Genomic DNA, 25,043 nt, shown 5'->3' with positions numbered 1-25,043 from the left:
TCGTCTCTCGCGCCGCTCCCTTTGGTGCGGCGGGGGGGAAACTACACGCCACCCCTCCCCGGTCAATACCTTTCGACACTTTTTTTGAAGATTTCCTCAAGACCCCTTCCCCGCGGCATTTGTAGAGCGCGTCTTGAGTCAGGAACCGGAAACCGCGACGCGCATTTCCTTCGGTCTTCCGAAACACCCTGTCCCGACACGCCATCGAAGCGGGACTCCGGAATCGCTACGCTTCGGATTGATGGATCGCGTAGCGAATGGCCAGCAGCCGGATGATCACGACAATTCCGGTGGTTGCAATCAGGGCGCTTTCTTCCGGCATGCCCAGGGCATCGAGCCCGAGAAGGGCGAGCCCTCCGACGATGCAGGCCGTCGCGTAGATCTCCTTCCGCAGCACCAAGGGGACCTCGTTCCGGATCACATCGCGGAGAAGCCCTCCAAAAGTCGCGCTGATCACGCCGAGGGCGAGAGCCGCCCACCCAGGCAGGTCGTGTGCCTGCGCGACGCGAATCCCGGTGACAACGAACAGCCCTAGCCCCAGGGCGTCCATTACCGAGACGGCACGGCGCATCCGGCTCCAGGCATTCGCCCCAACTACGGCAACCACCGTAGCTACGCCGGCCACGATGAAGTAGATCGGGTCCTTCAGGAAGGCCGGGGGCAGATCCCCGATGAGCAGACTCCGCAACATGCCTCCTCCGGTGCCCGTCACCAAGGCCACCACGAACATGCCGAACCAATCCATCTGGTTCTGGCGCCCCGCAATTGCCCCCGAAACGCAGAAGACGAAGGTCCCGAGGATATCCCAGAGAAGCAGCATGCCTTACGGGGTCTCGCTCTTCCCGTCCTCTTCGGTGCGGTCCGACCAGCGCTGGCGGGCAAGCTCCTGCATGTCCGTCACGGCGTCCTGTTCATCGACGATCTCGACCCCGACGATCGTTTCGAGCACGTCTTCCAGGGTTACGAGCCCCACAGTGGTCCCGAACTCGTCGTGAACGCTCATCATGTGGTGTCCACCTGCGATGAGCTGTTGGAACAGGATCTCGACACTGAGTTCACGCGGAATCGTGGGCAACGGGCGTTTGAGCGACTCCAACGGATCATCCTGATTCTTCAGGCAGCCGGCCAGCGCGTCTGCCCTCAGGATGAAGTAGTCGATCTTGTCCACATCATCCCCGTCGTACACGGGGATCCGGGAGAAAGGTTGGGCCGCGCAGGCTTCGGCAAACTCACACAAGGAAATCGTCCCGGGCATCGTGAACATGACCGGACGTGGGGTCATGATGTCGCTCACCGGAATCTCGCCGAGACGCAGCACATTGCGGACAACCTGACCCTCACTGGCATTCAGGACCCCTTCGGCTTCGCCCATTCGGGTGACGGCAAGGAGCTCTTCCCGGTGCATGGGCTCGGCATTGGCCTTCCCAAAAGTCAGAAGCCGGGTGATCTGGCGGCAGAACCAGACCAAGGGAGAGAGAATCCATTGAAGCTTCGGTAGAATCCAGGCGGTCGGCCCTGCCAGGGCGACGGAGTAGCGCGCCCCGATCGTCTTCGGGATGATCTCGGTAAAGACGAGGATGGCGAGGGTCAGGACCACGGAAAAGGCCGTGAGCCAGACGTTCCCGAACATCTTCTGGAACTGCGAACCCGCGCCCGAGGCACCCATGGTGTGGGCGATGGTATTGAGCGTCAGAATCGCGGAAAGCGGACGTTCGATGTCCGTTTTCAACTTCTCCATGGTGGGTGCCCACTTCGCGCCTTTGCGCTTTGAGGTCTCAATCACCGTCGGGCTCAGGGTGAGAAGAGTCGCCTCAAGGATGGAGCACAGGAACGAGAACCCGAGGGCGATGAGAATGTAGACGATGAGGAGGGTCATGAAGTATCCGTATAGTCCCCAATCCGGACCTCCCGTCAACGGGTGAGATGGCCCTTGTCGAAAACCTCACTCGATGACGCATCTTCCACACTGGAGGATCTCCGGCCGCGCCTTGAGCCGCTCCAGTTCGATCCAGTCCCCGCAGGCCGTGCAGAGCCCGTATTCCCCCAGATCCATCTTGCGCAGCGCCTCCCGCAGGCGGTGAATCCGCATCTCTCGCTGCCGACCGGCTTCCTTGGCGACCTCCTGCATCTGCATCGCATCCAATCTCGAGAGTCGACCAATCGCCTTGTCCGGGCTCACGGCTTCCCGGCTGGAGGCATCGGTCTGCTGCTCGGCTTCGAGTCGGGCAAGCTCTTCACCAGCCGAGATCTCCAAATCGATGAGGTCGTCGGTCTCCAGCATTCGGGAAGCTTATCAATCTCCAGGCCATCGACAAGTTCAGGAAGTCCTTGTCGAGGGTCGGAGCCTCCCGTCATGCTTCACTGGCCCATGCAGACCATCGTCCAGATCCCTGACAGCAGTTCACCCTGCACCATTCGTGAAGTGGTGCTCTCGTTGAAGAAGCAGAAGCTCGAAGTCCGTCACGAAGCCAAGAACTGGGGAGACTGGATCCATATCGATGGCAGCACCACCGTGATCAGCATTGAATCCATGCGTGGACTGACCAGCTCGGCCACGATCGAGCACGGCGAGGATGAACCCCATGATCCGCGCCTCGCCATCTTCGCCGCCTTCCATGCCCTCGGCTGGGTTGGAAACGATGAAGACGGAGAGTATCCGTTGGCCTAGCCCGGCAACACAACAGCCCGGCCGTGAGCGGACCGGGCTGCATTGAAAAACGACTCGGGCAAGACCCAAGGGGCGGGATCTCCCCGTGAAGCAACACTCAGGCCGCCTGCACCTTGTGCGATGCCCGCGAGACCAACCTCGCAAGAATTTCCTGACGGTCGAACTGGAGGGCGAACTGACGAGCCGCAGTGGCAAGCTCGGCGCGCTCCTCATCGGTCATCGCCGCCACCCGGTTGAGGCAATCGCGGAGTTCGTCCACGTTGCCGGCTCCATGCTCGAGGCAGTGGCCACCACTGGCCTCCGGGATCCCACCGGTTCGGGTTGTGATGACCGGACCAAGCCCACCGGCGAGCATCTTCTCCGCCACGGCGATGCCGAAGGTTTCGATGAACTCAGGCTTCGGCTTGCTCGGCAGACACCAGGTGTAACAACCATTCATGAGCGCTCCTTTTTCGTCATCACTGACGTCATCAAGCACCTCGATCCCGTCCAGTTCAGCAGCACGCTGTCGCATCTCATCCTTCGCCGGACCGTTGCCACAGATGATGAGCTTCTTCTTGCCGTAGAGTTCGCTCGTCGTCCACGCCTCGAGTAGATCGTCGACCCCCTTGGCAGGCGCAATGCGGGAAAGGAACATGGCGTATCCGTCGCGCTCGAGCCCGCGCTTGGCGAGGATGGCATCGACCTCGTCTCGCTTCATGTCCAACGAGGTGTAGGCCGAGGTGTCGATGGCGGGGAAACTGATGCCGACGCGACTCTCAAGTTGGCCGGTGAATTTCGTCCCCAATGCCTCATCGACCTGGCGCCCTGCCGCCACAATGAGATCCTTGGTGAAGCGGCTTACCGCCACCGGGTGATCGTGTTCGAGGAAGTTGGAAAGCACCATCTGCGCCGCGCCAGTCCGGCCTTCAGCGAGGGCGTTGTTGACCACATTGGTGATGTCCGAGCCAACTGCTTCCCCGACGGTGAAGACATTCGCCTCGCAGCCTGACATGCGGAAGCTGTTGACCGCATTCATCACCATCATGCCGTGGGGCACGAGATAGAGGTCCATGAGAAGCGTCTTGCCCGGGAGCTTGTGCAGGAGATCGACCAGGTGCCCGCCAATCCCAAGCCCGAGGCGACCATCGAGCACCTTGTAGTCGCCAAGCGGTTCCGGCCGGTCGACGAGAATGCCATTCGAGTAACGGCTGATGGTCTCGAGAGGTTTGAGTGGCAGACCGCTCTCCTGAAGCACGTCGATCGGATAGCTGACGATGTGAACCTCCTCGAGCCCCATCGCGACCGCTGCTTCCGCCAGGTTGCGGGCTTCGGTCGAGTGACCACAAATGATCGGGTCCGCCCGGACCAAGAACACTGCGCTGCGGATTTCGTCGTCGGTATAAGGGAATTCCATGGGTTGAAGATCGTGATTCAACCGCTCAAGAGGCAGTTTCCGTGCCAAGCACGTGGGCTCCGGAGTGACAATGCCTTCAGCTTTGGAAACTCGGGGGCCGATTCTTCTCCCCGAAGCCCGAAGGTTCCGGGCACATCTCCAGCACCAACTCCCCGCCCGTCAGGAACTCATCCATCTTCAACCACGCACGATTGAGCGGCTTTCCGTTGAGCATGGCACTTTTGATATGGAAATGCTCGGCCGCCTGTTGATCCGCCACGATCGAGAAATCCCCGCCCGGAAGATGGAAGGTCGCCCGGTCAAACAAGGGGGAGCCGATCAACATGACGGGCTGACCCGCAACCGGGAACAATCCCGTGGCGCTCCAAACGAACCAGGATGACAGACCACCCGAGTCGTCGTTCCCGGGAAGCCCACCCCGGCCGGTCGTGAACTCGCACTGCATCACCCGGCGCAGCACGGTCGCCGTGCGATCGTGTCGCCCGGCATAGAGATACGCGTAGGGAGCCTCCATGTCCGGTTCGTTGTTCAGTCCCTCGAACCGGAACACACGCTCTCCATGAGCGGCTTCCGCGAAGCCGAAGAACTTGTCCAGCAACCCAACAAAGCCCCGGTCCCCACCGGCGATCTCGATCCGCGATGCCATGTCCTGCACGAAACGGAACGAGTAGTTCCAATTCTCACCTTCATAGTAGGTCGAGTCTTCACGCAGCAGTCCCGTCTTCGCATCGAAAGCGTTCTTCCAGTGCTGAGACAGTGCCGAGGCGCGGTCGAAAACCAGTTGATGACCCACCTTCCGCGCCATCCGCGCCATGCAGAAATGCGCGTAGGAAATGTCCAGCGTGTGGGACAAGGGATCCACTTCACCAAAACGCGCATACTCGCCGAACCGCCCCTTCCGCCCCTTGCCGCTCTGACTCGTCTTCCACAGCAAGGACAGCACCCGGTCCCAATCGGCCTTGATGCCGCGCACCCGCGCATCCTCGAGAATCGCATGGCACAAACCCGTCGCCTGCTTGGTGAAGCGATCCGGAACGTTGTCCATCAGATAGCTCACCGGAAATCCCCCTTCCCGCTCGGCGACCTCACAGAGAAACTCCACGAAGGCCGCGCCCCGCTGAGGCCACAGGGACATCATCAGCGGGAGTTGCGTCTTGTAGAGGTCCCAGAGCGTCGACAGATCGAGGAAGAACGGACCATCCTCGCGGGTGAAAGGATTCTCATTCGTGAAGTCCGCCGGCTTGATGCACGAGTGGTACATCGCCGTGGCAAAGACCTCACGCTGCGCTGGCGTTCCACCTTCGATCTCGATCGACGACAAGAGTGACTCCCACTGAGTCGCTGCCGACGAGACCACCTCGTCCAACCCTCCGGCCACCGCCTGCGAGGCCCGATCACCATCCCGCAGCGAAAAGCCGAAACTCAATTCCATCGTCGGCACCCCATCGGTTCCTTCGAATGCGAATCCGAAGCTCGGCCGCTGCTTCTGCCGATCGAGCGTCAGCTCATAGTGCTCACTCTCGATCCGCCCCTCGTCCTCCCACAGATAGGCGCTTGCTCCATCCGCTTCACAGCGGAAATGGATCGGAATACCCTCCATCACCACGAAGCCTTCCACCCCGCCATCACACAGGCGGAACTCGGCACCCTGCGGATAGCTCGACATCTCGTCGATCAGCAACCCACCCGCCGACACATCCACAGCCACCGAGGGCCGCACACCGGATGAGAACCCGTAGCGATGCCTCACCCCCCGGGCGTCCGCCGCCACCTCGAAAGTCACATCCCTTTCCACGAAACGGCCACCATAGTAACCCGGCCAGGCTTTCTCATCCTCCAGTCCCTGACGATCCTGGCGCCCTTCGAGGCCGTCCTCACCAAGCGGGGTTGTTAGAAAGTAATTGTAGTAGCTCCGGATCCGCCCCGTCCCGCTCTGCTGGAAATGGGAGATCCCCAACGCCTCGTGCCGCTTGAATGCCACCGGCGGCGCATCGCCACTCAGGGACAGACCGTAGCGACCGTAACCGGTGACATACGCCCCGGAGTAGGCGCAGGCCGAAACCATCCCGAAAGGGAGCGTCGCACCGGGATGGGTGTTTCCGACCGGCGGCTTGGGCACCCACCATGTCGCCGCGATGCCGATGGGCTTGGGGAGATCGGCCTGCTCAGTGCCGAGAAACGGGTCGACCTCCCGCAGGCGGGGGCATTCATTCGGTGGTTCAAGCATTCGGTTCAGGGTTTAAGTGACTTACCCAGAGCAATCGGCGGGCCAACAAGGGTGCTTTGCGCTACAGCGAAAGCAAGTTCACGACTCGATGGCGCGTATGTGCCCGTGATTTCATCGGGATTCCCCCACCAGTCATGATCACACGACGCAGCTTCCTCGCCTCCTCCGCCGCCGCGCTCGCCACGGGCCCTTCCTTCGCCCTGACCAACAAGGCCTCAACCAAGAAGGGCTGGGCAGGCGGGGATGCCAACAAACACCGGCAGTTCGGCGTTCACTGGCACTACAACTGGACCCCGAACCGTGGCCACGCCACTCCGGAGTTCGTGCCGATGATCAAGGGTGCCTTCAACGTCAACGAGAAGCACTTCAACAAGATCCGCAGCTACAAGAACATCACCAGCCTCCTCGGCTACAACGAACCCGAACGGAAGAAGCAGGGAAACATCCCGCTCGACAAGGCCATCGCCCTGTGGCCCAGGCTGGTGAAGCTCGCCGAGCAAAAGAACCTGCGTCTCGGTTCACCCGCCCCCTCCTCGGACCAAGGCGGCATGAACTACCTCCACGAGTTCATGGAACAGGCCAAGCGCAAGGACCTGCGCGTCGATTTCGTCGCCGTTCACTGGTATCGGGGGCGGGATCCGGATGCCTTCGAGGACTTTGTCGATGACCTGGCCAAGGAATACCGCCTGCCCATCTGGATCACCGAATTCAACGGCTGGTCCGGCCCCGAGGATGAGAACCACGACTTTCTCAAGGAAGCGCTGAAGTTTCTCGAGAAAGAGCGAAAGGTTGAGCGCTACGCTTACTTCGAACCAGGGCGGGGCAAGCCACACAGCCTGTTCAAGAAGGACGGATCGCTGAGCCGCATGGGCGAGCTCTATCGCGACGCCGGCACCGCCTGATCGGCAATTTCATCGTCAGCCCGCCCCGATCCAGCCTAGCCTCACGGCATGCGACTTCAGCAGGGCCAGATCTGGCAAAAGGGGAACGATTACTACCGGATCGTCCAGTGGGCCCGTCATGCGATCGAGTACAAGCACATGACCGATCTGGAAACGAAGGAGGGGACCTTCCACGAACTGAGCAAGAAGGAGTTCTGTCGACTTCTCAAAGGCGCGAAGCTGCTCGAACCCGAAGAAAAGGATCCCGAGGCAGAGAGCACCCCCTGATATCGGGTCATCCGACCGTTCAGCAAGGGACCCCGCTGCGCTGCCGCGCTTCCTGCATCATCATTTGAGCTGAAGCGCGGCAGCGCCGCGCGCCCCCTTCACGGCCGCCGAGTATCACTCAATCCAGAGAGATCCCCTCGGCTTTCAGCAGGTGCTGAAGGGCATCCTCCATCGTTCGGCGCACCTGGGCCGTAGTACGATGGAGATAGGAGTGAACCATGGCATCCTCCGCATTTCGGTCTTCGCAGGCCTCGCTGTAGGCTTCGAACGCAGCCAGACTCTTCAGGAGTTCGGCAAGGTGGCGGGGGCATTCACAATTCACCGCGCTGTCGATCCGGGCCAACCTCGCCAGATGCTGCGCATCAAAGACCCGGTCCGGGATCGGCTCGGCATCCAATGGAGGCCCACCATGGGGACTCGCCTGCATGACCCGCAGTTGCAGGTAGCATTCACGACGGAGCCTCGCCGCATCGACCGGCCCGCGGAGCAAGCTGATCTTCGTGTCGGCCTTGATCAGATCCAGCTCATCCTTCCGCGATGCGAAGCGAAACACCACCAAGGCCCGGCCCGCACCGCTCCGCTGCATGAGCTCTTCCACGTGTCCCTTCGTTTCGGGAAACACACTGGCAGCATCGATCACGAGAAGGTCGGTCTGTGGCAAAGTGGATCGATGAAGTGCCTGATCAAGGTCGTCGATCAGCGGAACCAGCTCGAACTCACCGCCCCCGTCGCTTTCCAGAGCTGCGGCCAGCTCCGCTCCCACCACCAGCACCCGGTTCGTCTCGCGGGGCGCCTCCACAGAAGCCTCCTGCTCCGGCATGCCCACCAGATCCGCCTTCAGGGCTTCAAGCTGCGACAAGCCAAGATTCGCAATGCTGCTGATGCTGTGACCGGAGTCTGTCAGTTGCTTCATCAGCGCCAGACGCTCCACATCGGTCCGGCTGTACAAGCGACGGTTCGTATCGTTGCGCTTTGGAACCACAGCATCATACCGCTTTTCCCACATCCGAATCCCTTGGGCGGAGAGACCGGTGCGATGCACCACGGCTCCCATCCCGAAGACCTCCTCTGCGTCGTCCGAATTGCTCATGTGCCGAGCATAGATCGAAATCCCAAAATCAAAACAAAAAATAAACAAGGGTCCGTATTTTCACGGATTCTCCTCAAAGTTTACTTTTTGTGTTCTTTTTTCTTCCCCTCCCGCAAATCGATGATAGCCCTTGTTCAGTTTCAGCCATCCCTCAGGCTAAACAAACACTAAACCGAAACTGTCGAAACCATGTCTTCTTCTGAAATTGATAAGAATCTCCGGATCTACCTCAACGAGATTGCTCAAACGCCACTGCTGACGCCCGAAGAGGAGATCGAACTGGCAAACCGAATCCACGATGGCGACGAAAAGGCCCGTGAACACATGATCAAAGCCAACCTCCGGCTGGTCGTGAAGATCGCCCAGGACTACTCGGGCTACGGCGTCGCACTCGCCGACCTGATTTCGGAAGGCAACATCGGTCTGACCAAGGCCGTTGAGCGTTTCGACCCGACCCGCGGTGCCAAACTCAGCAGCTACGCCGCATGGTGGATCAAGCAGTCGATCAAGCGCGCCTTGGCCAACCAAGGCAAGACCGTCCGCCTGCCGGTACACATGGTTCAAAAGATCGCACGGATGCGTCGCATCGAGCGGATGATGGCAGAAGTTCTGGGTCGCCAACCGACCGACGAGGAACTCTCCGAGGAAACCGGCATCCCACGCCGGAAACTCAGCGCACTCCGCCGGGCCTCGCAGCGAACCACCTCGCTCGATGCTCCCATCAACGAAGGCGAGGCTGCCACCTACAGCGATACCATCGGCGACGAGAATGCCGCTTCACCGCTGGACGTCCTCAGCTTGAAGAACTCCGCTGACCAGCTCGGCGAATTGCTCGAACTGCTCGACGACCGTGAATCGCGCATCATTGACGCACGCTTCGGCCTGAATGGGAAAAAGCCGATGAACCTGGAGGAAATCGGACGCGACTTCGGTCTGACTCGCGAGCGGATCCGCCAACTCCAGAACAAAGCCTTGGAGAAAATGCGCTTCGCCCTGCACCGGAAGGACAATCCCCTTCCACGCGTCACCGAGGCGTAAGTCCAATGGCTTGAGGGAGCCACGAATCTTCCCAGGTCGGAGTCGGCAAGCCTGCTGACTCCGGCCTTTTTGTTTGTACCCATCCAACCGGCGTATCGATGGGGTGCTTGAGTGGAGTCACAGCAATCTTCAACTCCACAGCGCACTCCACTCCGGGGTTGCAGGAAAATGGTCGCCCTCACCCTTATCAATCCCACCCATAATCCTTCCTCCTCTGGATCACCGCGGCCTTCGCCTTCCGATCCCACTCAGAGCCATCCTCAGCCTTCAACCACCGATCAAAACCCTTTGCTTGCTCAAGACTGGGGGCTGTCAGCATGTTGTGAATCAATGCCGAGTCGGGCTCAACATGACCGCTCAACCATTCGAGGACGTCATCGTAGCGCGAATGGTAGGCAGGAATTTTCTCTGGCGTGTCCGGCCAGAAATGAAGCCAACCACTAGCAACAGCAGCCGGCCACTCGGCTTTCAACCCGTCCGCATGTTCTTCTGCCCACTTTGAAGCAGCAAGAGGCTCGGCTTTCGCCCATAGGCCAACCGCAAGCAAGGTCATCCCACTGGATGGGGAAACATCCACGTTGAACCAATGACCTCCCAAATAGTCTTCGAGAGACTTTCCTGGGCCGGTCTTCCACGCAAGGAATTCGGGTAGCCTCCCATCGGCCTCAGCCTCGGTCAGAATTCCATACACTGCAGCGGCCTCGAGTTCGCCACTCCACGGATGGCCAAGATGGTCTCCGCGCAACAATATCGCGCGTGCCACACGATCTGGGCGCCTCTCCATCCCGCGAAATATTGCCGAAGTATACATTCGACCAAAGTGCAGAGCTCCATCGTGCCTCTTGGTCCATATGGTCCCAAACACCCGATTGAGATCGGCAAGGGCCCGTTTGGGAGAGTTCTCGCCCAGGGCAGGAAAGAATTCTGCGCCGACCAGTAATCCGACCTCTCCAGCATCAATTGCCATCAGTGACCTCCACGAATTCTCCTCAATGAGTCGCTCGGCAATCATGCGCGCCAATGGCGCGCAACCTTCCAGCTCATCTTCCGGTCGCCCTTGAGGCTCACCCAAAGAGAGCAACGGAACCTCCCTCACTCTCATTGCTTCCCCGTCGAGTTCCCTAGAGACACGAACCAAGGATCGATATCCCATTCGCTGCACATCCTGCCGCAACTCGTGGAATGCCTGCTCGTTCAGCCGATGATCATCATCACTCACAAGATACCGAGCCGCCTCCCTAACCCGCCGCTCGGGTCCTGTGTTCACCCAATGGACCAAGGCTCCGCAGAGCATCACGACCAAGCCAACCGTCAGCCATGGTCTCCTGCGATCCCTCATACCCATTTCACCAAATGACACCGAAAGGGCTCTGCGCGCAAGGAAATCACTTCCCACTTTCTACTCGGCACTGCGGCGAAGCCGCCTAGCTCTCCGCGGCATTCTGCTGGCGCGCGATGTCATTGAGGGTCAGCCATCCGAGCATGCGGCGGGGGTCATTGGCGCTGACGACAGGGACCTGTTGGAAATCTCGGGCGATCATCCGGTTCGCCGCGTCCCGAATGGAAGTGTCCGGCGTCACACTGAGCAGCTGCTGACCTTCCAGCATCTCCTCAACTAACTGATCCCCTCCATTCTCCTCCAACTCGTGCCGCGTCACCACCCCGGCAAGCCGACCGTCATCAGCAACCACGGGGTAGGCATGATAACGCTTGTGGCTCACGCTGATGCGCTTCAGCGCCGAGTGCAGCGATTCCTTCGGGTCGAGGGCGAAGGTGTCGTGACTCATGATCGATTGCACCGGCAGCTTGCGATAATCCTGCGCACCCCGATACGCCGGCAGCCGCCTCAGCGTCACCCCGTCCTGCAGCAATAGCGCATTGTAGATGCTCACCGGCTGCAGCTTTTTCGCAATCTGCCACGCCAGCATGTTCCCCGCCATCAGCGGCAGGATGAGCGAGTAGTTCCCGGTCATCTCGAAAATGATGATCAGTGAGGTGAAGGGACAGCGCACGACCGCCGCAAACATCGCCCCCATCCCCAACAACACGCAGCCGCCGATCACCCGGTCGTCCGCGGGGAAGGCAGGGATCCACTCCCCCACATGCTGCACCTCGGCAAGCCCCATGCCGATCAATCCCCCGAGCATGCCGCCGAGAAAAAGGGTCGGGGAAAACAAGCCGCCCGAGCCACCCGACGCGTAGTTCAGCACCACAGCGAGGAATTTCATCACCAGCAGGGTGCCCAGAATCCCGACCGTCAGCTCATTCTCGAACGCCGCCTCCAGACTGTCGTAGCCGATGCTGAAGACCGAGTTGCGGGCGTCGCCCAGATGCTGGGTGATGTAGTAGGCCGCGAGCCCGAGAATCCCGCACGACAGGCCACCCGATGCCGGCCGAACCCACGCCGGGAGGAACTTCCGGTTCTTGAACCAGCCACGCAGCCCGAGCGTGCTGCGCACAAACAAGTGACCGATGAGCCCGGCACCCAGTCCGAGGGGCAGCGCCACCAGCATCCATGCCGAAGTCTCGTAGTCCTCTGCCAGCTTCGCCGTCAGCACCGGATCCTCGCCAAGCAGCGAGCGGGACACCGCCGCGGCAATCACCACCGCCACCACCATCCCGCCGAGCGCCTTCATCGAAAAGTTGTCCAGCAGCTCCTCGAACACAAAAGTCAGCGCCGACAAAGGCGCATTGAAGGCCGCCGCAATCCCGGCCGCCATGCCCACAGGAGCCATCGCCTGCACCCGCGCCGGATCGCGAAACGCCCAGCGCCCAATGCGTGACGAAATCGCCGTGCTGATATGTACCGTCGGCCCCTCACGACCCAGGCTGTTGCCCAGACCCACATAGAGCGAACCCAGCACGAACCGCCAGACCCCACTGCGGAACGAAATCTTGCCACCATCATTGTAGTAGGCCGCCTTGGTTTGCGGAATCCCGCTGCCCGCCGCCTCCGGCGCGAAAAACTGCACCCCGATGCCCACCGCCAGCCCGGCCAAGGTCGGAGCCGCCAGCAGGATGATCGCAAACTCGCGCGGATCGCGCGTCGATGCCTCGTGCCACAGCCAGTGGAACAAATGATGGATCGCATAGTGGAAGAGCACCGCCGTCAGCCCACACAGCAGACCGGCAAGCACACAGAGCGCGCCGAAGCGCTGCCCATCGCTCATCCGGCGCCGCATCCAATCCGGCAAGGTCCGCTTCTTCTTCTCGCCGCTCATCCGCTGCGAAGGCAGGTATCACGCCGTCAGCGGAAAGGCCAGTGGGGATGCAAAAGCAGTCCAACACCCTGAAGCATCCCACGGCAACCGGAAGGTCACTCCTTCTCCCGCTGTTGGCCATATAGCACGGAAGCCTTGAGGCTCACCTTCATGGCGACGCCGTCCACATGCTGGGATCCCAGATCCACCTCATGGCCTGCCAGGACGGTCGTCGCTCCTTTCCAAGAACTGCCTGGCGCTGGAACCAGCTCGTAACTGACATCCGCGATCTCACTTCGTGCCCCGAGAGTTCCCAAGATACCGATGCCTGAAGAATGCTCCTCGCCATCAAACACATCCAAACTTGAACGTTCACCCGACCGACTCCTAATCCCCACACCCCCGCCATTCCAATCAAGCTCCACCCAAAGATGAACTGGCGGACTGAATAAACCGGAGCTCAATATCTTCTCCACCAAGTCGTGGTCTGCGCGTGTGTTCACCATCACCAGCATGGAACCCGACCGAAAAAATCCGGCCATGGCCAGAGGATGAGAAAAACGAACACCGTTCGAACTCAAGATCCCAGCCGCATCCACGCCACCAAGCCCGGTGCCCCGGAGTGTGTCGGGAACCTCCAGCAACTTGATGGGCCGCCATTGCTCTTCTTCAGTCCGGCCGAATGGGAGTGCCTCAAGAAGACCAGGGGCCACATGGTAGCGTCTGAGCACGAGTCCATCCGGGAGCTCCACCTCCTTGGCCTCCCTCTCGGCCATCTCCCCTTCCGGGTGGAGTTTCTCCACCTTGCCATCGCGCTCCATCCAGAGCAGATCCTTCAGGGAGTATCCATCCATCGTCACCGGAGTGGCCGTTGCCATGATCTCCCATCGCTTTCCCGACTCATCCTCCCAGAAGCCCAAGGTCGTAGGCTCATCGCTGGCAAGGAGCACTCCACCCTCGAGTTTCAGCACGCGCCGCTCGTCCATGGGATGACAAAACTTCAGCCGAAGATCCACCCAATCAAACTCCCGCCGCGAACGCGCCTCGACTTCGATCGATACCGTCTCGACTACCCGCAATCCTTTTTCACCCGAGCGAACAAGAAGTTGATAGGATGAACCCGTATCTTCACTTGGTGATTTGAACACCACCTCACACCGAATCAAAATCGGCATCCTCTTCGACACCACAAGTCCTTCAATCAACCCGAGGTTCTCCCAGTCACCCTTGGCCACCAGCATCCGCGAGCGCTCATTCCACACCACCCAGTCTCCCTCAAAGGTCCGATCCTTTGACTCCGGGTGCGGCGCAAATGGATCGAGTTCACTCGTATTCTGATAGGGCAACACCTTGTTCAAGGCCGCCTTCACATCCACCAAATGATCTCCCTTCTCAAAGAAGGCCGATGCCTCCGGAGGCGCCGTGAGATCCCGGGTCGCGCCCTCCTGTGCCCAAGGCGAAATCAGCCAGTCCAACGGCACCCGCCAGCCGACAACCTCCGCCCCATGAGCGATCGCTGCCATCAGCCAGAGGACCAGAACACTTCTCATAGGGCAACGCTAGGCCATCACCACCCCGCAGCACAAGAACGGGCGTGCCTTCCTGCCGTCTTGAAATCGTCCCTCTTTTCCACGAAGCTCCCCGGCGTGCTCCGCATCCTCACCCTTTCCCTCATTGCGCTGGCCTTCGCCTCCTGTGCCCATCCGGGAAAATACGATGGCTACCAGACGCGCTCCTACACCGTGCGCGGGCAGACCTACCACCCGATGAGTGTGGACGAGGCGCTCTACCACAACGAGGTCGGCATCGCCTCATGGTATGACGAGTCCTCGTGGCTCGGACTGAAACGCGGCAACACCTCGCTCGGCGAAAAAGTCATGCCGTGGCACATCATCGCCGCACACAAGACACTGCCCCTGCCGGCCAAGGTCCGCGTCACCAACCTGGAGAATGGCAAGGACGTCGTCTGCCGGGTGAACGACCGCGGCCCGTTCATCGGCGACCGCATCATCGATCTGTCACCACGTGCCGCACGGAAACTCGGCTTTGCCGATCAGGGGCTCACCACCGTCGAGGTCGAGGTGCTCTCCGTCGGCGACGGAAAGCACAAGCGCAAGCGCAAGAAGAAGTGGTTCTTCGGCCTGTTCTAACACGGACCGCGGGCTTCAGCCCGCATCACCGTCCCCAAACCGAAGGCTCCAGCCCACATCCCATCTCCGGCCCGCGGGCTTCAGCCCGCTCCAGCACCACCACCCGTCAGCGTGACGATGACAGCACACGGTTGAGCAGACCCCAGGCTCACCAGACTCAAACGTAAGGAAGCGAGTCAGCCGTCGTCTGGATCTTCGAATCGTTGTCGAGGAGCTCCTGGATCGGATCCCAGCGACCGGCCGTCAGCGCGTCACGGGCGGACGCCGGCATCTCGCACGGGAAGCTCAGGCCGTTCGAAGAACGGACTTCGAGCGCCTCGACGTCCACCGTGACCTCGATCTGAGGGTCCGCCTCGATCGCCGCTTTCAACTGGGCGATGGCATCGGCGGATACGGTCACGCAGGGCATGCCGAGGGTCGTCGAATTGCCGAAGAAAATCTCCGCGAAGGACTCCGCGACCACGGCCTTGAAGCCATACTTGTTCAGCGACTGGGGCGCGTGCTCACGCGATGAGCCACAGCCGAAGTTCACGCCGGCAAGCAGCACCGAAGCACCGTCGAAACGGGGGTCGTTGAGCGGGTGGTCGGTCTTCTCGCCCGTCTCCGAATTGAAGCGGACATCGTAGAAGGCATACTCCCCAAGTCCGTCGAAGGTGACGCACTTCATGAAGCGTGCCGGGATGATGCGGTCGGTGTCGATGTCGGCGCCGGGAATGTGCACGGCGCGGCCGGTGACGGAGGTAACTTTTTCGAGTGCCATGATTCTGTCGGAGTTATTCTTCTGGAGCTGGTTCTTCGGCATCCGCCGCGAGGTGCTTTTCAATGATGGCACCCACATCTTGTTGAAACTTTGCCTGGTTCTTCTCGACCGCCTCCATGCCGATCTTCATCCCCTCCTCCATGATGACCGACTGCTCGGCGAGGATCTTGCGACCCAGCGGCGTCTTGTAGAAGGCGATCAGGTCAATCAGTTCGTCCTCGGTGAAGCGTTCCTCGTAGAGGGCCGCCACCTTGTCGACGACCTTGCCGTCGATGAAGGACTTCCTCATCATGTCCTGCGCCGCCACGGTGATTTCCTCGACCGCCGCCTTCGGAATCCCCTGAGCCTCGAGCTGGCCGATCATCAACTTGAAGGCCTTGAGCGCCGCCTCATCCGCGGTGCGCTCATACTCCATCACCTCCATGAGTTTCATCGCCGTGGAAGGCTCTTCATCCGCCCCCATCAGGGGCGATGCACACAGGACAAGGGCAGCGAGAAACAATTTCATGATGGTAGTGGGCGGATGGTTTACTCGGTGATCCGGGTCACCTTGTAGCCCTTCTTCGTCAGCAGGTTGCCAATGCTGTCCTTGCCGACGTAGTGCCCCGCACCCACGGCAAAGAAATGAGCCTTGGCCGGTTCAGCCTTGAGGCGTTCGACGATCCCATCCGTCATGCTGACGTTGCGGTCGTCAAGGAGCTGCTTGAGCAGGCGCTCGGCCAATGCCTTGTGCTCGCCCTTCGCCATCTCCGTGAAATTGCGTTCCATTTCCGCTTCGACCTTCTTCTCGTCGCCGCTCAGGTAGGCCTTCACAAGCTTGTCGATCGGGTCGTCCCCGCCAGCGCGTGATTCCTCCTGCATCCGCAGCCCTTCGGCGAGCAGCACGATCTGCTCTTCCTCCTCGAGCCCGTCGAAGATGCCGAACTGATCCATCGGCGTCTCCAGTGCTCCCATCGTCTTGCCTGCCTTCGAGGCGCGGTCCCAGACCACCTTGTCGAGGGGAGCGTCGCCGCTCATCTGGATCTTCAGCATGGGAATCATCACACCCACCGCCCAGGTCTTGAATGCCTGGAACGGCTTCGCATCCAGATCCGGGTTGATCGCCTTCAACTCGGCCTCGAGTTGCCCGCTCAGCTCCTCACCGATGGAGTCACTCAGGCGCTTGCCGTCATTGCGCACGAAGTGCTTGGCCAGACCCAGCTGACTGGCAGGGTCCATCGACACCTCGGTGTACACACTGTCGGATCCGTCCAGCGCCTTCGCCGCGGCCGGGTGCAGCTTTCCAAGTGGCCCCTTGCCCAGATGGATGGTCCCGAAGAGCCACGACGGCTTCTCCAGTCCCTTCCCCTCCACCTTCCAGAGGAGCGGTTTCGCCGGATGCTCCGCGGCCTCGGCCGCAGGTTCCTGTCCGCTGGCAAATCCGAGCGTGCAGGCAGCCAGGCCACCTGCGAGCCAATTGGAAAGACGTCGTCTCATGCAGCTTCAGTGGAAATCTCGAACACCTCACGGGCATCCGCCACTTCGCCCTTCACGGCGGCGGCCACAACCATCACGGGCGACATCAGCACCGTCCGACCCGTCGGCGATCCCTGACGGCCCTTGAAGTTCCGGTTCGAAGAAGAAGCGCACAGCTGATCCCCGACGAGCTTGTCGGGATTCATCGCCAGGCACATCGAGCACCCGGCGGCACGCCATTCAAATCCGGCTTCCTCGAAAATCTTGTCGAGCCCTTCCTGCTCGCACTGGACCGCCACGATCTGCGATCCGGGAACGGCAATGGCCTTCACCCCGGGTGCCACCTTGTGACCCTTCAGGTACTTGGCCGCTTCGCGGAAATCCGACAGGCGCCCGTTCGTGCAGGAGCCGAGGAAGGCCACATCGATCTTCACTCCCTTGATCGGCGTGCCGGCTGGGAGCTTCATGTAGGCCAGGGCCTCCTCGATCGTCGCCTTCTCCTCCGCATCCGCAGCCTGGGCAGGATCCGGAATCGACTCGGACACCGCCACACCGTGGTCCGGGGAGATGCCCCAGGTCACCGTCGGCTCGATGTCCGCGGCGTCGATCACCACACGGTCATCGAACTCCGCGTCGGCATCGGAAGCAAACGACAGCCAGCGTGCGGCCGTCTCGTCGAAATTCTCGGAATCCACATACGGGCGACCCTGCAGGTAGGCCACGGTCTTCGCGTCGGGATTCACATAGCCACAGCGGGCGCCACCTTCGATGGACATGTTGCACACGGTCATGCGCTCTTCCATCGTCATGCGGTCGAAGACCTCACCTGCGTATTCGTAGGCGTAGCCGATGCCCCCCTTGGCACCGAGTTGGCGGATGATGTGGAGAATCACGTCCTTGGCATAGACGCCGGGACGCAGGTCGCCATTCACCTCGATGCGGCGGACCTTCATCTTCTCCATGGCCATCGTCTGGGTGGCGAGTACGTCGCGCACCTGAGTCGTGCCGATGCCGAAAGCGATCGCGCCGAAGGCCCCGTGGGTCGCCGTGTGGGAGTCACCGCAGGCAATCGTGGTGCCCGGCTGGGTGATGCCCTGCTCGGGACCGACGACGTGGACGATGCCCTGCTTGCCGGAAGCGAGGTCGAAGTAGGTCACTCCGAAGTCATCCGCATTGTCGCGCAGCGCCTGCATCATTTCCGCCGCGAGAGGATCCGCCGGGCGGTCCTGGTTCTCGGTCGGAACGATGTGGTCGATCGTCGCAAAGGTGCGATTCGGAAACCGGACCTTCAATCCGAGGTCGCGCAGCATCCCGAAGGCCTGCGGCGACGTCACCTCGTGAATCAGGTGCGTTCCAATGAAGAGTTGCGTGCGGCCGTCGGCCAATGTGCCCACCGCGTGGGCATCCCAGACTTTTTCGTAGAGGCTCTTGCCCATGGTAATAGTCCCGCGTCGGGTTCAGCGGGGCGCGAAACTTGGTTCAGCCGCGGAGGAATGTCAAAGCGCGATCCTGACCGCAGCGCAGAGACCGATCCGGCCGCGCTCCGCATGGCTCCCGGCTCCGCCATTTCCGCCTGCCGGACCGAGCGCATGCCAGCCGCCCCTCATGGACGAATTCACCCCCGCCCCGACACGAAAAAGCACCGGGGGCCTGACGACCCCCGGTGCTCGGAAATTCGGTTGGTAGGTCTGAAAAAGACTTACTTGGTGTATTCCACCTCAGGAGCCGCAGGCATCTCTTGGAACTGAGGCATGTCACGGAGGCCTGGCGCAGCCGGCTCACCGGTGCAGCAGCAGGAAACACTCAAAAACGCGAAGGCGGACACACAGGCGGCGGCAAGAAGTCGGATGATCATTGGATTTTCAGTTCTTTGACAGGGAATGCTGTCGAAAATTCGGGGCGGACTGTCAAGCAGTCCGCCCCGCAATCGTGTATTCTGCACGAGCTAGGTCGAGCAGAAAAGAGGCCTTACTTGGCAGGTGCTACGTAGGTAGGAGCAGCTGGAGCAGGAGTGCTCTGGCAGCAGGAAGTGGCAAGGAAGGTACCAGCAGCAGCGGCAGCAAGGAGGGCGATCTTAGCAAATTTCATGATCTAGGTGTGTCGTTTGTGTTTAGTTGGTGTCCAGGGCGCATCAGCACAAGACGTGCCAACCCTAACCACCCCCATCCGATGCGCAAGGCTAAACCCAAGGCTGAAAATTCATCGTCTGGGACCGTTCCACCAGCCCCAGCTCGGCGCTCCTCCATGGTTTCGCGGGCCAGCCCGGTGCCCATCTTGACCGACCACGCTCCAAACGATTCACTGGGACTAACAATCCGATACCGTGCCCCCGATCCCCCACGTCCCGGCTCCCGAGTGACCCATCGGCTCGTGGCCGCCGAGCATCATGACCCCTGCAGGGATGGGTCCGGAATCATTCCGCCCGCCTTCACCTTCGGCTTGGCCAGAGGGCCCGGGGACGCCATGATCCGTTTCATGATTCACCCGACGGCGATCATTTCCCCCAAGGCCCAGCTCGGCGACGACATCCAGATCGGCCCCTATAGCGTGGTTGGTGATGACGTGGTGCTCGGCGACGGCTGCGTGCTCCACTCCCACGTGGTGATCGAGGGCCCGAGCCGCATCGGCAAGCGCAACGAGTTCTTCCCCTTCGCCGCCATCGGCGGAAAGACCCAAGACCTGAAATATGAATCCGAGCCGACCTACCTCGAGATCGGCGATCACAACGTCTTCCGGGAGAACGTCACCATCCACCGCGGCACACGCGCCGACACGAATACCCGGATCGGCCACCAAAACCTGTTCCTCTGCTACTCCCACGTCGCCCACGAATGCCAACTCGGCGATCACATCATCATGTCGAACAACGCCACACTGGCAGGTCACGTCACGGTCCATGACCACGCGATCATCTCTGGGCTTTCGGCGGTCCACCAGTTCAGCCGCATCGGCTGCCACTCGATGGTCGGCGGCATGACACGGGTCAATCAGGACGTCGCACCCTTCACCATCATCGAAGGCAGCCCGTCATCGACCCGCGGGCTCAACCAGATCGGCCTGCAGCGACGCGGCTTTTCCAAGGACGACCTGAGCGCCCTCAAGGTGGCCTACAAGAAGTTGTTCCTGAAGAAGGATGCCAACCTTTCCAACGCCGTCGCCGAGCTCAAGGAGTTGGACGCGGCCGCGAATCCCCACGTCCAGCACCTGATTGAATTCATCGAGACCACCGAGCGAGGGATCACCCGCTAGGATAATGCACGCAGGACCGAGCGAAGTGACTCTTCCATCCGCCCACCTGCAGCCGGACCGGTTGACAACCGTCGCGCACTCGGCCGCCTCGCCAACCCCGGCCGCCGGTGTCGATTCCCATGCCGCTGCCCGCATCCGCTCCGTCGCTGTGCCTGGGACCATCCTGCTTTCCATGGCGGTGCTGTTTTCCTCCTGCCTGAGCGACCCCTTCGCCCACCGATTCCTGAAAAAGGAGCCCGCTCTCGATGAAGCCGTCGGCACCTACCTGCTGACCGAAGCCTATGTCTCGATGATCGAAGCGGGTCTCGATGACAGGATCCGCTCACACGAGCCCACCCCAAGCATCGAGCTGCGCGACAACGGCACGGCCATCCTTCGTGATTTCCCGCTCTTCCACGAGCAGGCGAATGCCTTCGATTACGACTGGGTCGGCTTTCGCACCCTCGAGGCCCGCTGGGCCATCATCCCGGTCGGAGCCGTATCCAGCTCGGTCAATGATACGGCGGTTCCCGTATTTGGGCTGCGGCTCACCGATGCCGAAGAGCCGCTGGATTCCCCCACCTTCACCGGGAAGGAAGCCATCGATGGCATGATCTTCACCTTCTACGATGGGGACCAGGGACAGATCCTCGGATTCAAGAAGCACCATTAAAGCCATGCCCACCTGCGAACACTGCGGCACCGCCTTCTCCGCGACCAAGGAGAGCGACATCTATTGCTGCCGAGGCTGCGAGTTCGTCGCCAACATGATCCGCGAAAGCGGGTTCGAGCGCTTCTATGATCTCAAACAGGGACTCGCCACGGCGCCCGTCCGCAGCCGGCCATTCGAGCAGCATGACTTCGACTGGCTGGATGACCTGATCGAGAAGGGTGAGTCCTCACCCGGTGCCGCCAAGCTCGACTGCGCGATCGAGGGCATCTCCTGCGTGGGGTGCGTGTGGTTGATCGAAAAGCTCTTCGACAAGCACCCGGGCGCCATCCGCGCTGCCGCCCACCCGGCATCCGGGCGACTCCACCTCGAATGGCAGGCCGGCCACTGCGACCTGCGCGCCTTCGCCGAGGAGTTGACCCAGTTCGGCTACGTCATCGCCCCGGCCCGGCGCGATGCCCCCGATCAGGAAGGCCGACGACTCATCGGCCGCCTCGGGCTCTGCGGCGCCTTCGCGCTCAACGCAATGGGTTTCACCCTGCCGACCTATCTCGGCATGCCGGAGGACTTCGAGTTCGCCGGACTGTTCCGGCTCATTGCCTTCCTCTCCGCGACGCTCGCCATGCTCGTCGGGGGATCGTATTTCATCGACCGCGCCTGGCGCGCACTCCAGGCACGCAGCCTGCACATCGATCTGCCCATCGCCCTCGGTCTGGTCACCGCCTACTTCGGCTCCATCGCCGGATGGGCCTTGTCCATCCCCGGCCTGCACTACTTCGATTTCGTCGCCACCTTCGTCTTCCTCATGCTTGGAGGCCGCTACTTGCAAACGGCCGCCGTCGACCGCAATCGCCGCCGACTCCTGCGCTCGTCACCCCTCCCCCCATCGGTCCAGTCGGATGGGAAGGCCATCGCACTGGAAGCCATCCAGCCCGGGATGGAATACCGGATCGACCCCGGCCAGGCCGTCCCCGTGACCAGCGTGATCCGCGCCGAGCAGGCCGAGGTGTCACTCGAGTGGATCAATGGCGAAGCCGAACCGGTGCTCAAGCAAGCCGGCAGTCGACTCCCCGCCGGGGCCATCCTGCTCAGCCGCAGCGCGCTCACCCTCGCAGCAGCCGAGCCATGGTCGGACTCGCTGTTGTCCCGCCTCACCGCCACCGATACCACCGAACGCGGCTCCCCCATTCTCCAACAGGTCCTCCGCTACTACCTGATCGTCGTCCTGATCCTCGGCATCGCCGGCCTCGTCGTCTGGATCTCACTCGGCCAACCCGCACTCGGCCTGCAGGCGATGATCTCGGTCTTCGTCGTGTCTTGTCCGTGCGCCCTCGGTGTGGCGCTCCCGCTTGCCGATGAACTCGCCGCCTCGCGCGCGGAACGCCATGGCGCCTTCGTGCGCAATGCCACGCTCTGGGCGCGGCTCCGCCAGATCCGCAAGGTCATCTTCGACAAAACCGGCACCCTCACCCTCGAGCGCCCGGTGCTGGTCGATCCCTCGGTCGTCGATGGACTGGACGACGATGCCGCCCGCGCCCTCGCACAGCTCACCGTCGGCTCGCTTCACCCCGTCGGCCGCACGCTTCTGGAAGCGCTCGGCAACCGCGGTCAGCGCCTGCTTTCCAAGGGGGCGCTGCCTCCGCTGGAGGAGACACCGGGCCAGGGAGTCACCCTCACCGGAGAAGGCACCCGATGGTCGCTCGGCCGCGCCGGCTGGGCAGGTGATGCCGCCGATGGGTCCACCTCCCTCTGCCGGGATGGAGAACGCATCGCCGCCTTCCGCTTTGAGGACACGCTTCGCCCCGGAGCAATGGAAAGCCTCGACGTCCTCCGCCGCAGACGGAAAGAACTCTGGATTCTTTCCGGCGACACGCCGGACAAAGTGAGCGACCTCGCCGGGCGTCTCGGCATCCCCGCCACCCACGCCAAAGGCGGCCTTTCGCCCACCGAGAAAGCCGAGCGGGTACAACAACTCGACCAAGGCGACTCACTCTACCTCGGTGATGGCGCCAACGACTCGCTCGCCTTCGATGCCGCCACCGTCACCGGCACACCGGTCGTCGACCGCTCGCTTCTCGAAGCGAAGGCCGACTTCTACACCCTGGGCTCGGGACTTGATTTCCTCCCCGCCCTGTTTGCCACCGCAGACGCCCGCGCAGCCGGAGTCCGGCGCGCCTTCGCCTTCGCGCTGATCTACAATGCCGTGGCCGTCTCGATCTGCCTCACAGGAAGCATGAACCCCCTGCTCGCCGCCATCCTCATGCCCCTGAGCTCGATCGTCTCCGTCGTGCTCGTCGCACGCAGTGGCCGGCGGAACTTCTCCAGCCGCTCCTAGGGGAGTCATCGTACTTCAGGGCCGCCGGACACGGGAAAACCCGGTTCGCACGACTGCCATGGCTGCTCATGCACCCACGGTCAGCCGCCACGAACCGGGACGACACACCAAACAAATCCTAATCGCGTTCTTCCTCCTCGCCGGTGATGTCTTCCATCGGCTTGTGGAGGTCTTCGCTGTCCTTCGCGCTCCTCGTGTACTCACGGAGAGCACGGATCTTGCGCGACGAACTCCTGTAACTCGTGCGCAGGCCCTTTGCAGAGTGGTCGATGGACGAACTCATCTCGCGCGCAATGCCCATGCTGGCCGCGGTGGCGATCGCGTCCTCATTGGCCGCAAGGAAGATGAACTCCCATTGGTAGGTTTCCCGCTGGTGGGTGATCATCTTGTTGATCTGCTCCCGGGAATAGCGGCAGGACGAGTTCTCATAGCCATCGGTGAAAATGGCCACGATCACCTTCCCGGGGCGGCGCTCTTCGGGTTCCGCGGCAAGCTTCTCGCCGAGACGGTCAATCGTGAGGCCGATCGCATCGAGCAGTGAGGTCCCGCCACGCGGGACATACGTCTGAGTGTCCAGCTTGCGGACGTCCTGCAGGGGTGCCCGTTCGTAAGGAACGAGGAACTCATTGTCGAAGAGCACCAAGGAAAGGTTGGCGTCTCCGGGGGTATCGAGTTGATCGGAAAGGAACTCATTGAAGCCAACAATGGCGGCTTCGGTCATGGCAACCATCGAACCGGAACGGTCGAGGACATAGGCAATTTCAGTCAGTTGGGGATTCATGTATTCGGATCCAGGTTTGGGATTCACCTCCACCCTAACGGCGGGGGTGGGACATCGGCAGACCCACTCCATCCACAACCTGCCTACCGGCCCTTTTCGGGCTGCCGGGACCCGACCCGATCACCTGCCGTACTCCTGCACTTCGAAAGCCTCGGCATACCCCGCATCCAGTCCGGCCTCGCGCGCGATGTCCCGGTTCGTTCTGAGGATGCGTTCGTCGAGACCATAACCGCGCGACCGCAGATTCCGGGTTTGCTGGGACTCATGACAACGCAGCATCCCACCCTTCCACGCTGCTTCCTCATCCGAAAATGCCGTTACCAGATCCACCCGCATCCCCAGCGTCTTCGGGTCCTTCACCAGCAAGGCCAGCGTGGAGCCCCCCCGTTCACGCGCCCAGGCATCAAAGAACTGGAACGTCCGGCGATGATCCGCATTGCTGTCGCAGCCATGAGGCAGCACCACCGTGTCGGCATCCACCCGATCAAGGATGGCGCGCACACGCGACTCGTTGCTTTCATCGGCACGCATGTGCCCTTCCTCATCCTCATCGAGCCGGTGGAAACGCACCCGCTCGACCGCCAGCCCGAACAAGTGGCAACTCGCAAGCTGCTCCGCCTCGCGCGCCTCGGTCTTGGCCTCCCATCCATCCGCAAAGTCGTCCTCCACCCCACTCGCCCCGGATGTGAGCACCTCCAGGAAAACCTCCGCACCCGCTTCCTGCAATCGACGCAGGGTCACGGCCACCACATCGAGATCATCCGGGTGAGGGGCCAGCACCAGGCACCTTTTTACCAAGTCCCACGGTCCACGATCCCGCCCGAGGACCATGGCCCCACTCTCCAACGCATCACCCGCTCTCTCACCCATCCCCGA

At 61.5% G+C, this 25,043-nt stretch carries 24 protein-coding genes; 8 read left to right on the top strand and 16 right to left on the bottom strand.

What is annotated here, in order from left to right; translation table 11 throughout:
- Positions 1 to 226: 226 nt before the first annotated feature.
- The 3 genes from JIN81_RS07850 to JIN81_RS07840 form a co-directional block, all read right to left on the bottom strand.
- Positions 227 to 820 (bottom strand): trimeric intracellular cation channel family protein, encoded by a 594-nt coding sequence (locus JIN81_RS07850; protein WP_200278345.1) that lies wholly within the window; start codon positions 818 to 820, stop codon positions 227 to 229.
- A 3-nt stretch (positions 821 to 823) separates the two neighbouring features.
- Entirely contained in the window at positions 824 to 1,876 is a 1,053-nt protein-coding gene (locus JIN81_RS07845) for a hemolysin family protein (protein ID WP_200278343.1), read from the bottom strand.
- 66 nt (positions 1,877 to 1,942) lie between these two features.
- Entirely contained in the window at positions 1,943 to 2,281 is a 339-nt protein-coding gene (locus JIN81_RS07840) for a TraR/DksA family transcriptional regulator (RefSeq protein WP_200278341.1), read from the bottom strand.
- Positions 2,282 to 2,353: 72 nt separating this feature from the next.
- On the opposite strand from JIN81_RS07840, the gene JIN81_RS07835 reads away from it, so the two are divergent.
- Positions 2,354 to 2,668 carry a hypothetical protein gene (locus JIN81_RS07835; protein ID WP_200278339.1) on the top strand — a complete coding sequence of 105 codons (315 nt, stop codon included), beginning with the start codon at positions 2,354 to 2,356 and terminating at the stop codon, positions 2,666 to 2,668.
- A gap of 97 nt (positions 2,669 to 2,765) precedes the next feature.
- On the opposite strand, the gene JIN81_RS07830 is transcribed toward JIN81_RS07835, so the two are convergent.
- Together JIN81_RS07830 and JIN81_RS07825 are read right to left on the bottom strand one after the other, a co-directional pair.
- Complete coding sequence (locus JIN81_RS07830; protein ID WP_200278336.1) at positions 2,766 to 4,064, bottom strand: glycosyltransferase family 4 protein; 1,299 nt, start codon at positions 4,062 to 4,064, stop codon at positions 2,766 to 2,768.
- Between the two features lie 76 nt (positions 4,065 to 4,140).
- Complete coding sequence (locus tag JIN81_RS07825) at positions 4,141 to 6,291, bottom strand: glycoside hydrolase domain-containing protein (RefSeq protein ID WP_200278334.1); 2,151 nt, start codon at positions 6,289 to 6,291, stop codon at positions 4,141 to 4,143.
- Positions 6,292 to 6,425: 134 nt separating this feature from the next.
- Here JIN81_RS07825 and JIN81_RS07820 point away from each other — a divergent pair, with 134 nt between their 5' ends.
- Both JIN81_RS07820 and JIN81_RS07815 read left to right on the top strand, forming a co-directional pair.
- Positions 6,426 to 7,193 (top strand): glycosyl hydrolase, encoded by a 768-nt coding sequence (locus tag JIN81_RS07820; protein ID WP_200278332.1) that lies wholly within the window; start codon positions 6,426 to 6,428, stop codon positions 7,191 to 7,193.
- A 48-nt stretch (positions 7,194 to 7,241) separates the two neighbouring features.
- Positions 7,242 to 7,460, top strand: coding sequence for a hypothetical protein (locus JIN81_RS07815; RefSeq protein ID WP_200278330.1), 219 nt, complete (start codon positions 7,242 to 7,244; stop codon positions 7,458 to 7,460).
- Between the two features lie 118 nt (positions 7,461 to 7,578).
- Here the strand turns inward: JIN81_RS07815 and JIN81_RS07810 are convergent, their stop codons facing one another.
- Positions 7,579 to 8,550, bottom strand: a complete 972-nt coding sequence (locus JIN81_RS07810) for a MerR family transcriptional regulator (RefSeq protein WP_200278328.1) — start codon at positions 8,548 to 8,550, stop codon at positions 7,579 to 7,581.
- Between the two features lie 189 nt (positions 8,551 to 8,739).
- On the opposite strand from JIN81_RS07810, the gene JIN81_RS07805 reads away from it, so the two are divergent.
- Positions 8,740 to 9,588: a sigma-70 family RNA polymerase sigma factor gene (locus JIN81_RS07805; protein ID WP_200278326.1), complete on the top strand. Its 849-nt coding sequence runs from the start codon at positions 8,740 to 8,742 to the stop codon at positions 9,586 to 9,588.
- 187 nt (positions 9,589 to 9,775) lie between these two features.
- Here JIN81_RS07805 and JIN81_RS07800 read toward each other — a convergent pair whose 3' ends face one another.
- From JIN81_RS07800 to JIN81_RS07790, 3 genes are all read right to left on the bottom strand, one after another.
- Positions 9,776 to 10,807: a hypothetical protein gene (locus JIN81_RS07800; protein WP_200278324.1), complete on the bottom strand. Its 1,032-nt coding sequence runs from the start codon at positions 10,805 to 10,807 to the stop codon at positions 9,776 to 9,778.
- A gap of 205 nt (positions 10,808 to 11,012) precedes the next feature.
- Positions 11,013 to 12,809: a chloride channel protein gene (locus tag JIN81_RS07795; RefSeq protein ID WP_200278322.1), complete on the bottom strand. Its 1,797-nt coding sequence runs from the start codon at positions 12,807 to 12,809 to the stop codon at positions 11,013 to 11,015.
- 95 nt (positions 12,810 to 12,904) lie between these two features.
- Complete coding sequence (locus JIN81_RS07790; protein ID WP_200278319.1) at positions 12,905 to 14,338, bottom strand: hypothetical protein; 1,434 nt, start codon at positions 14,336 to 14,338, stop codon at positions 12,905 to 12,907.
- A 60-nt stretch (positions 14,339 to 14,398) separates the two neighbouring features.
- Here JIN81_RS07790 and JIN81_RS07785 point away from each other — a divergent pair, with 60 nt between their 5' ends.
- Complete coding sequence (locus JIN81_RS07785) at positions 14,399 to 14,938, top strand: septal ring lytic transglycosylase RlpA family protein (protein WP_200278317.1); 540 nt, start codon at positions 14,399 to 14,401, stop codon at positions 14,936 to 14,938.
- Positions 14,939 to 15,095: 157 nt separating this feature from the next.
- Here JIN81_RS07785 and leuD read toward each other — a convergent pair whose 3' ends face one another.
- The 5 genes from leuD to JIN81_RS07760 all read right to left on the bottom strand — a co-directional run bounded on the left by leuD (position 15,096) and on the right by JIN81_RS07760 (position 19,008).
- Positions 15,096 to 15,698 carry a 3-isopropylmalate dehydratase small subunit gene (gene leuD, locus JIN81_RS07780; RefSeq protein ID WP_200278315.1) on the bottom strand — a complete coding sequence of 201 codons (603 nt, stop codon included), beginning with the start codon at positions 15,696 to 15,698 and terminating at the stop codon, positions 15,096 to 15,098.
- 13 nt (positions 15,699 to 15,711) lie between these two features.
- Positions 15,712 to 16,206 (bottom strand): DUF2059 domain-containing protein, encoded by a 495-nt coding sequence (locus JIN81_RS07775; protein WP_200278313.1) that lies wholly within the window; start codon positions 16,204 to 16,206, stop codon positions 15,712 to 15,714.
- A 20-nt stretch (positions 16,207 to 16,226) separates the two neighbouring features.
- The gene (locus JIN81_RS07770) at positions 16,227 to 17,174 is read right to left on the bottom strand and encodes a TraB/GumN family protein (RefSeq protein WP_200278311.1); all 948 of its coding nucleotides are present in this window, start codon (positions 17,172 to 17,174) and stop codon (positions 16,227 to 16,229) included.
- Complete coding sequence (leuC, locus tag JIN81_RS07765; RefSeq protein WP_200278308.1) at positions 17,171 to 18,589, bottom strand: 3-isopropylmalate dehydratase large subunit; 1,419 nt, start codon at positions 18,587 to 18,589, stop codon at positions 17,171 to 17,173. The genes JIN81_RS07770 and leuC overlap by 4 nt, the downstream gene beginning before the upstream one ends.
- Positions 18,590 to 18,852: 263 nt before the next feature.
- Complete coding sequence (locus JIN81_RS07760; protein WP_200278306.1) at positions 18,853 to 19,008, bottom strand: hypothetical protein; 156 nt, start codon at positions 19,006 to 19,008, stop codon at positions 18,853 to 18,855.
- 620 nt (positions 19,009 to 19,628) lie between these two features.
- On the opposite strand from JIN81_RS07760, the gene lpxA reads away from it, so the two are divergent.
- The 3 genes from lpxA to JIN81_RS07745 are packed head-to-tail and all read left to right on the top strand — an operon-like array spanning position 19,629 to position 23,386.
- Positions 19,629 to 20,402: an acyl-ACP--UDP-N-acetylglucosamine O-acyltransferase gene (gene lpxA, locus JIN81_RS07755; RefSeq protein ID WP_200278361.1), complete on the top strand. Its 774-nt coding sequence runs from the start codon at positions 19,629 to 19,631 to the stop codon at positions 20,400 to 20,402.
- A 25-nt stretch (positions 20,403 to 20,427) separates the two neighbouring features.
- Positions 20,428 to 21,054, top strand: coding sequence for a hypothetical protein (locus JIN81_RS07750; protein ID WP_200278303.1), 627 nt, complete (start codon positions 20,428 to 20,430; stop codon positions 21,052 to 21,054).
- A 4-nt stretch (positions 21,055 to 21,058) separates the two neighbouring features.
- The gene (locus JIN81_RS07745) at positions 21,059 to 23,386 is read left to right on the top strand and encodes a heavy metal translocating P-type ATPase (protein ID WP_200278301.1); all 2,328 of its coding nucleotides are present in this window, start codon (positions 21,059 to 21,061) and stop codon (positions 23,384 to 23,386) included.
- Positions 23,387 to 23,504: 118 nt separating this feature from the next.
- Here JIN81_RS07745 and JIN81_RS07740 read toward each other — a convergent pair whose 3' ends face one another.
- Positions 23,505 to 24,167 carry a vWA domain-containing protein gene (locus JIN81_RS07740; protein ID WP_200278299.1) on the bottom strand — a complete coding sequence of 221 codons (663 nt, stop codon included), beginning with the start codon at positions 24,165 to 24,167 and terminating at the stop codon, positions 23,505 to 23,507.
- A 120-nt stretch (positions 24,168 to 24,287) separates the two neighbouring features.
- A complete protein-coding gene (locus JIN81_RS07735; protein ID WP_200278297.1) occupies positions 24,288 to 25,037 on the bottom strand; it encodes a PIG-L deacetylase family protein in 750 nt (249 codons plus the stop codon).
- Between the last annotated feature and the right edge of the window lie 6 nt (positions 25,038 to 25,043).

Source organism: Haloferula rosea (assembly GCF_016595525.1).
In the GTDB taxonomy this organism is placed as follows: domain Bacteria; phylum Verrucomicrobiota; class Verrucomicrobiia; order Verrucomicrobiales; family Akkermansiaceae; genus Haloferula; species Haloferula rosea.
This window is presented reverse-complemented; position numbering and strand designations above follow the sequence as displayed.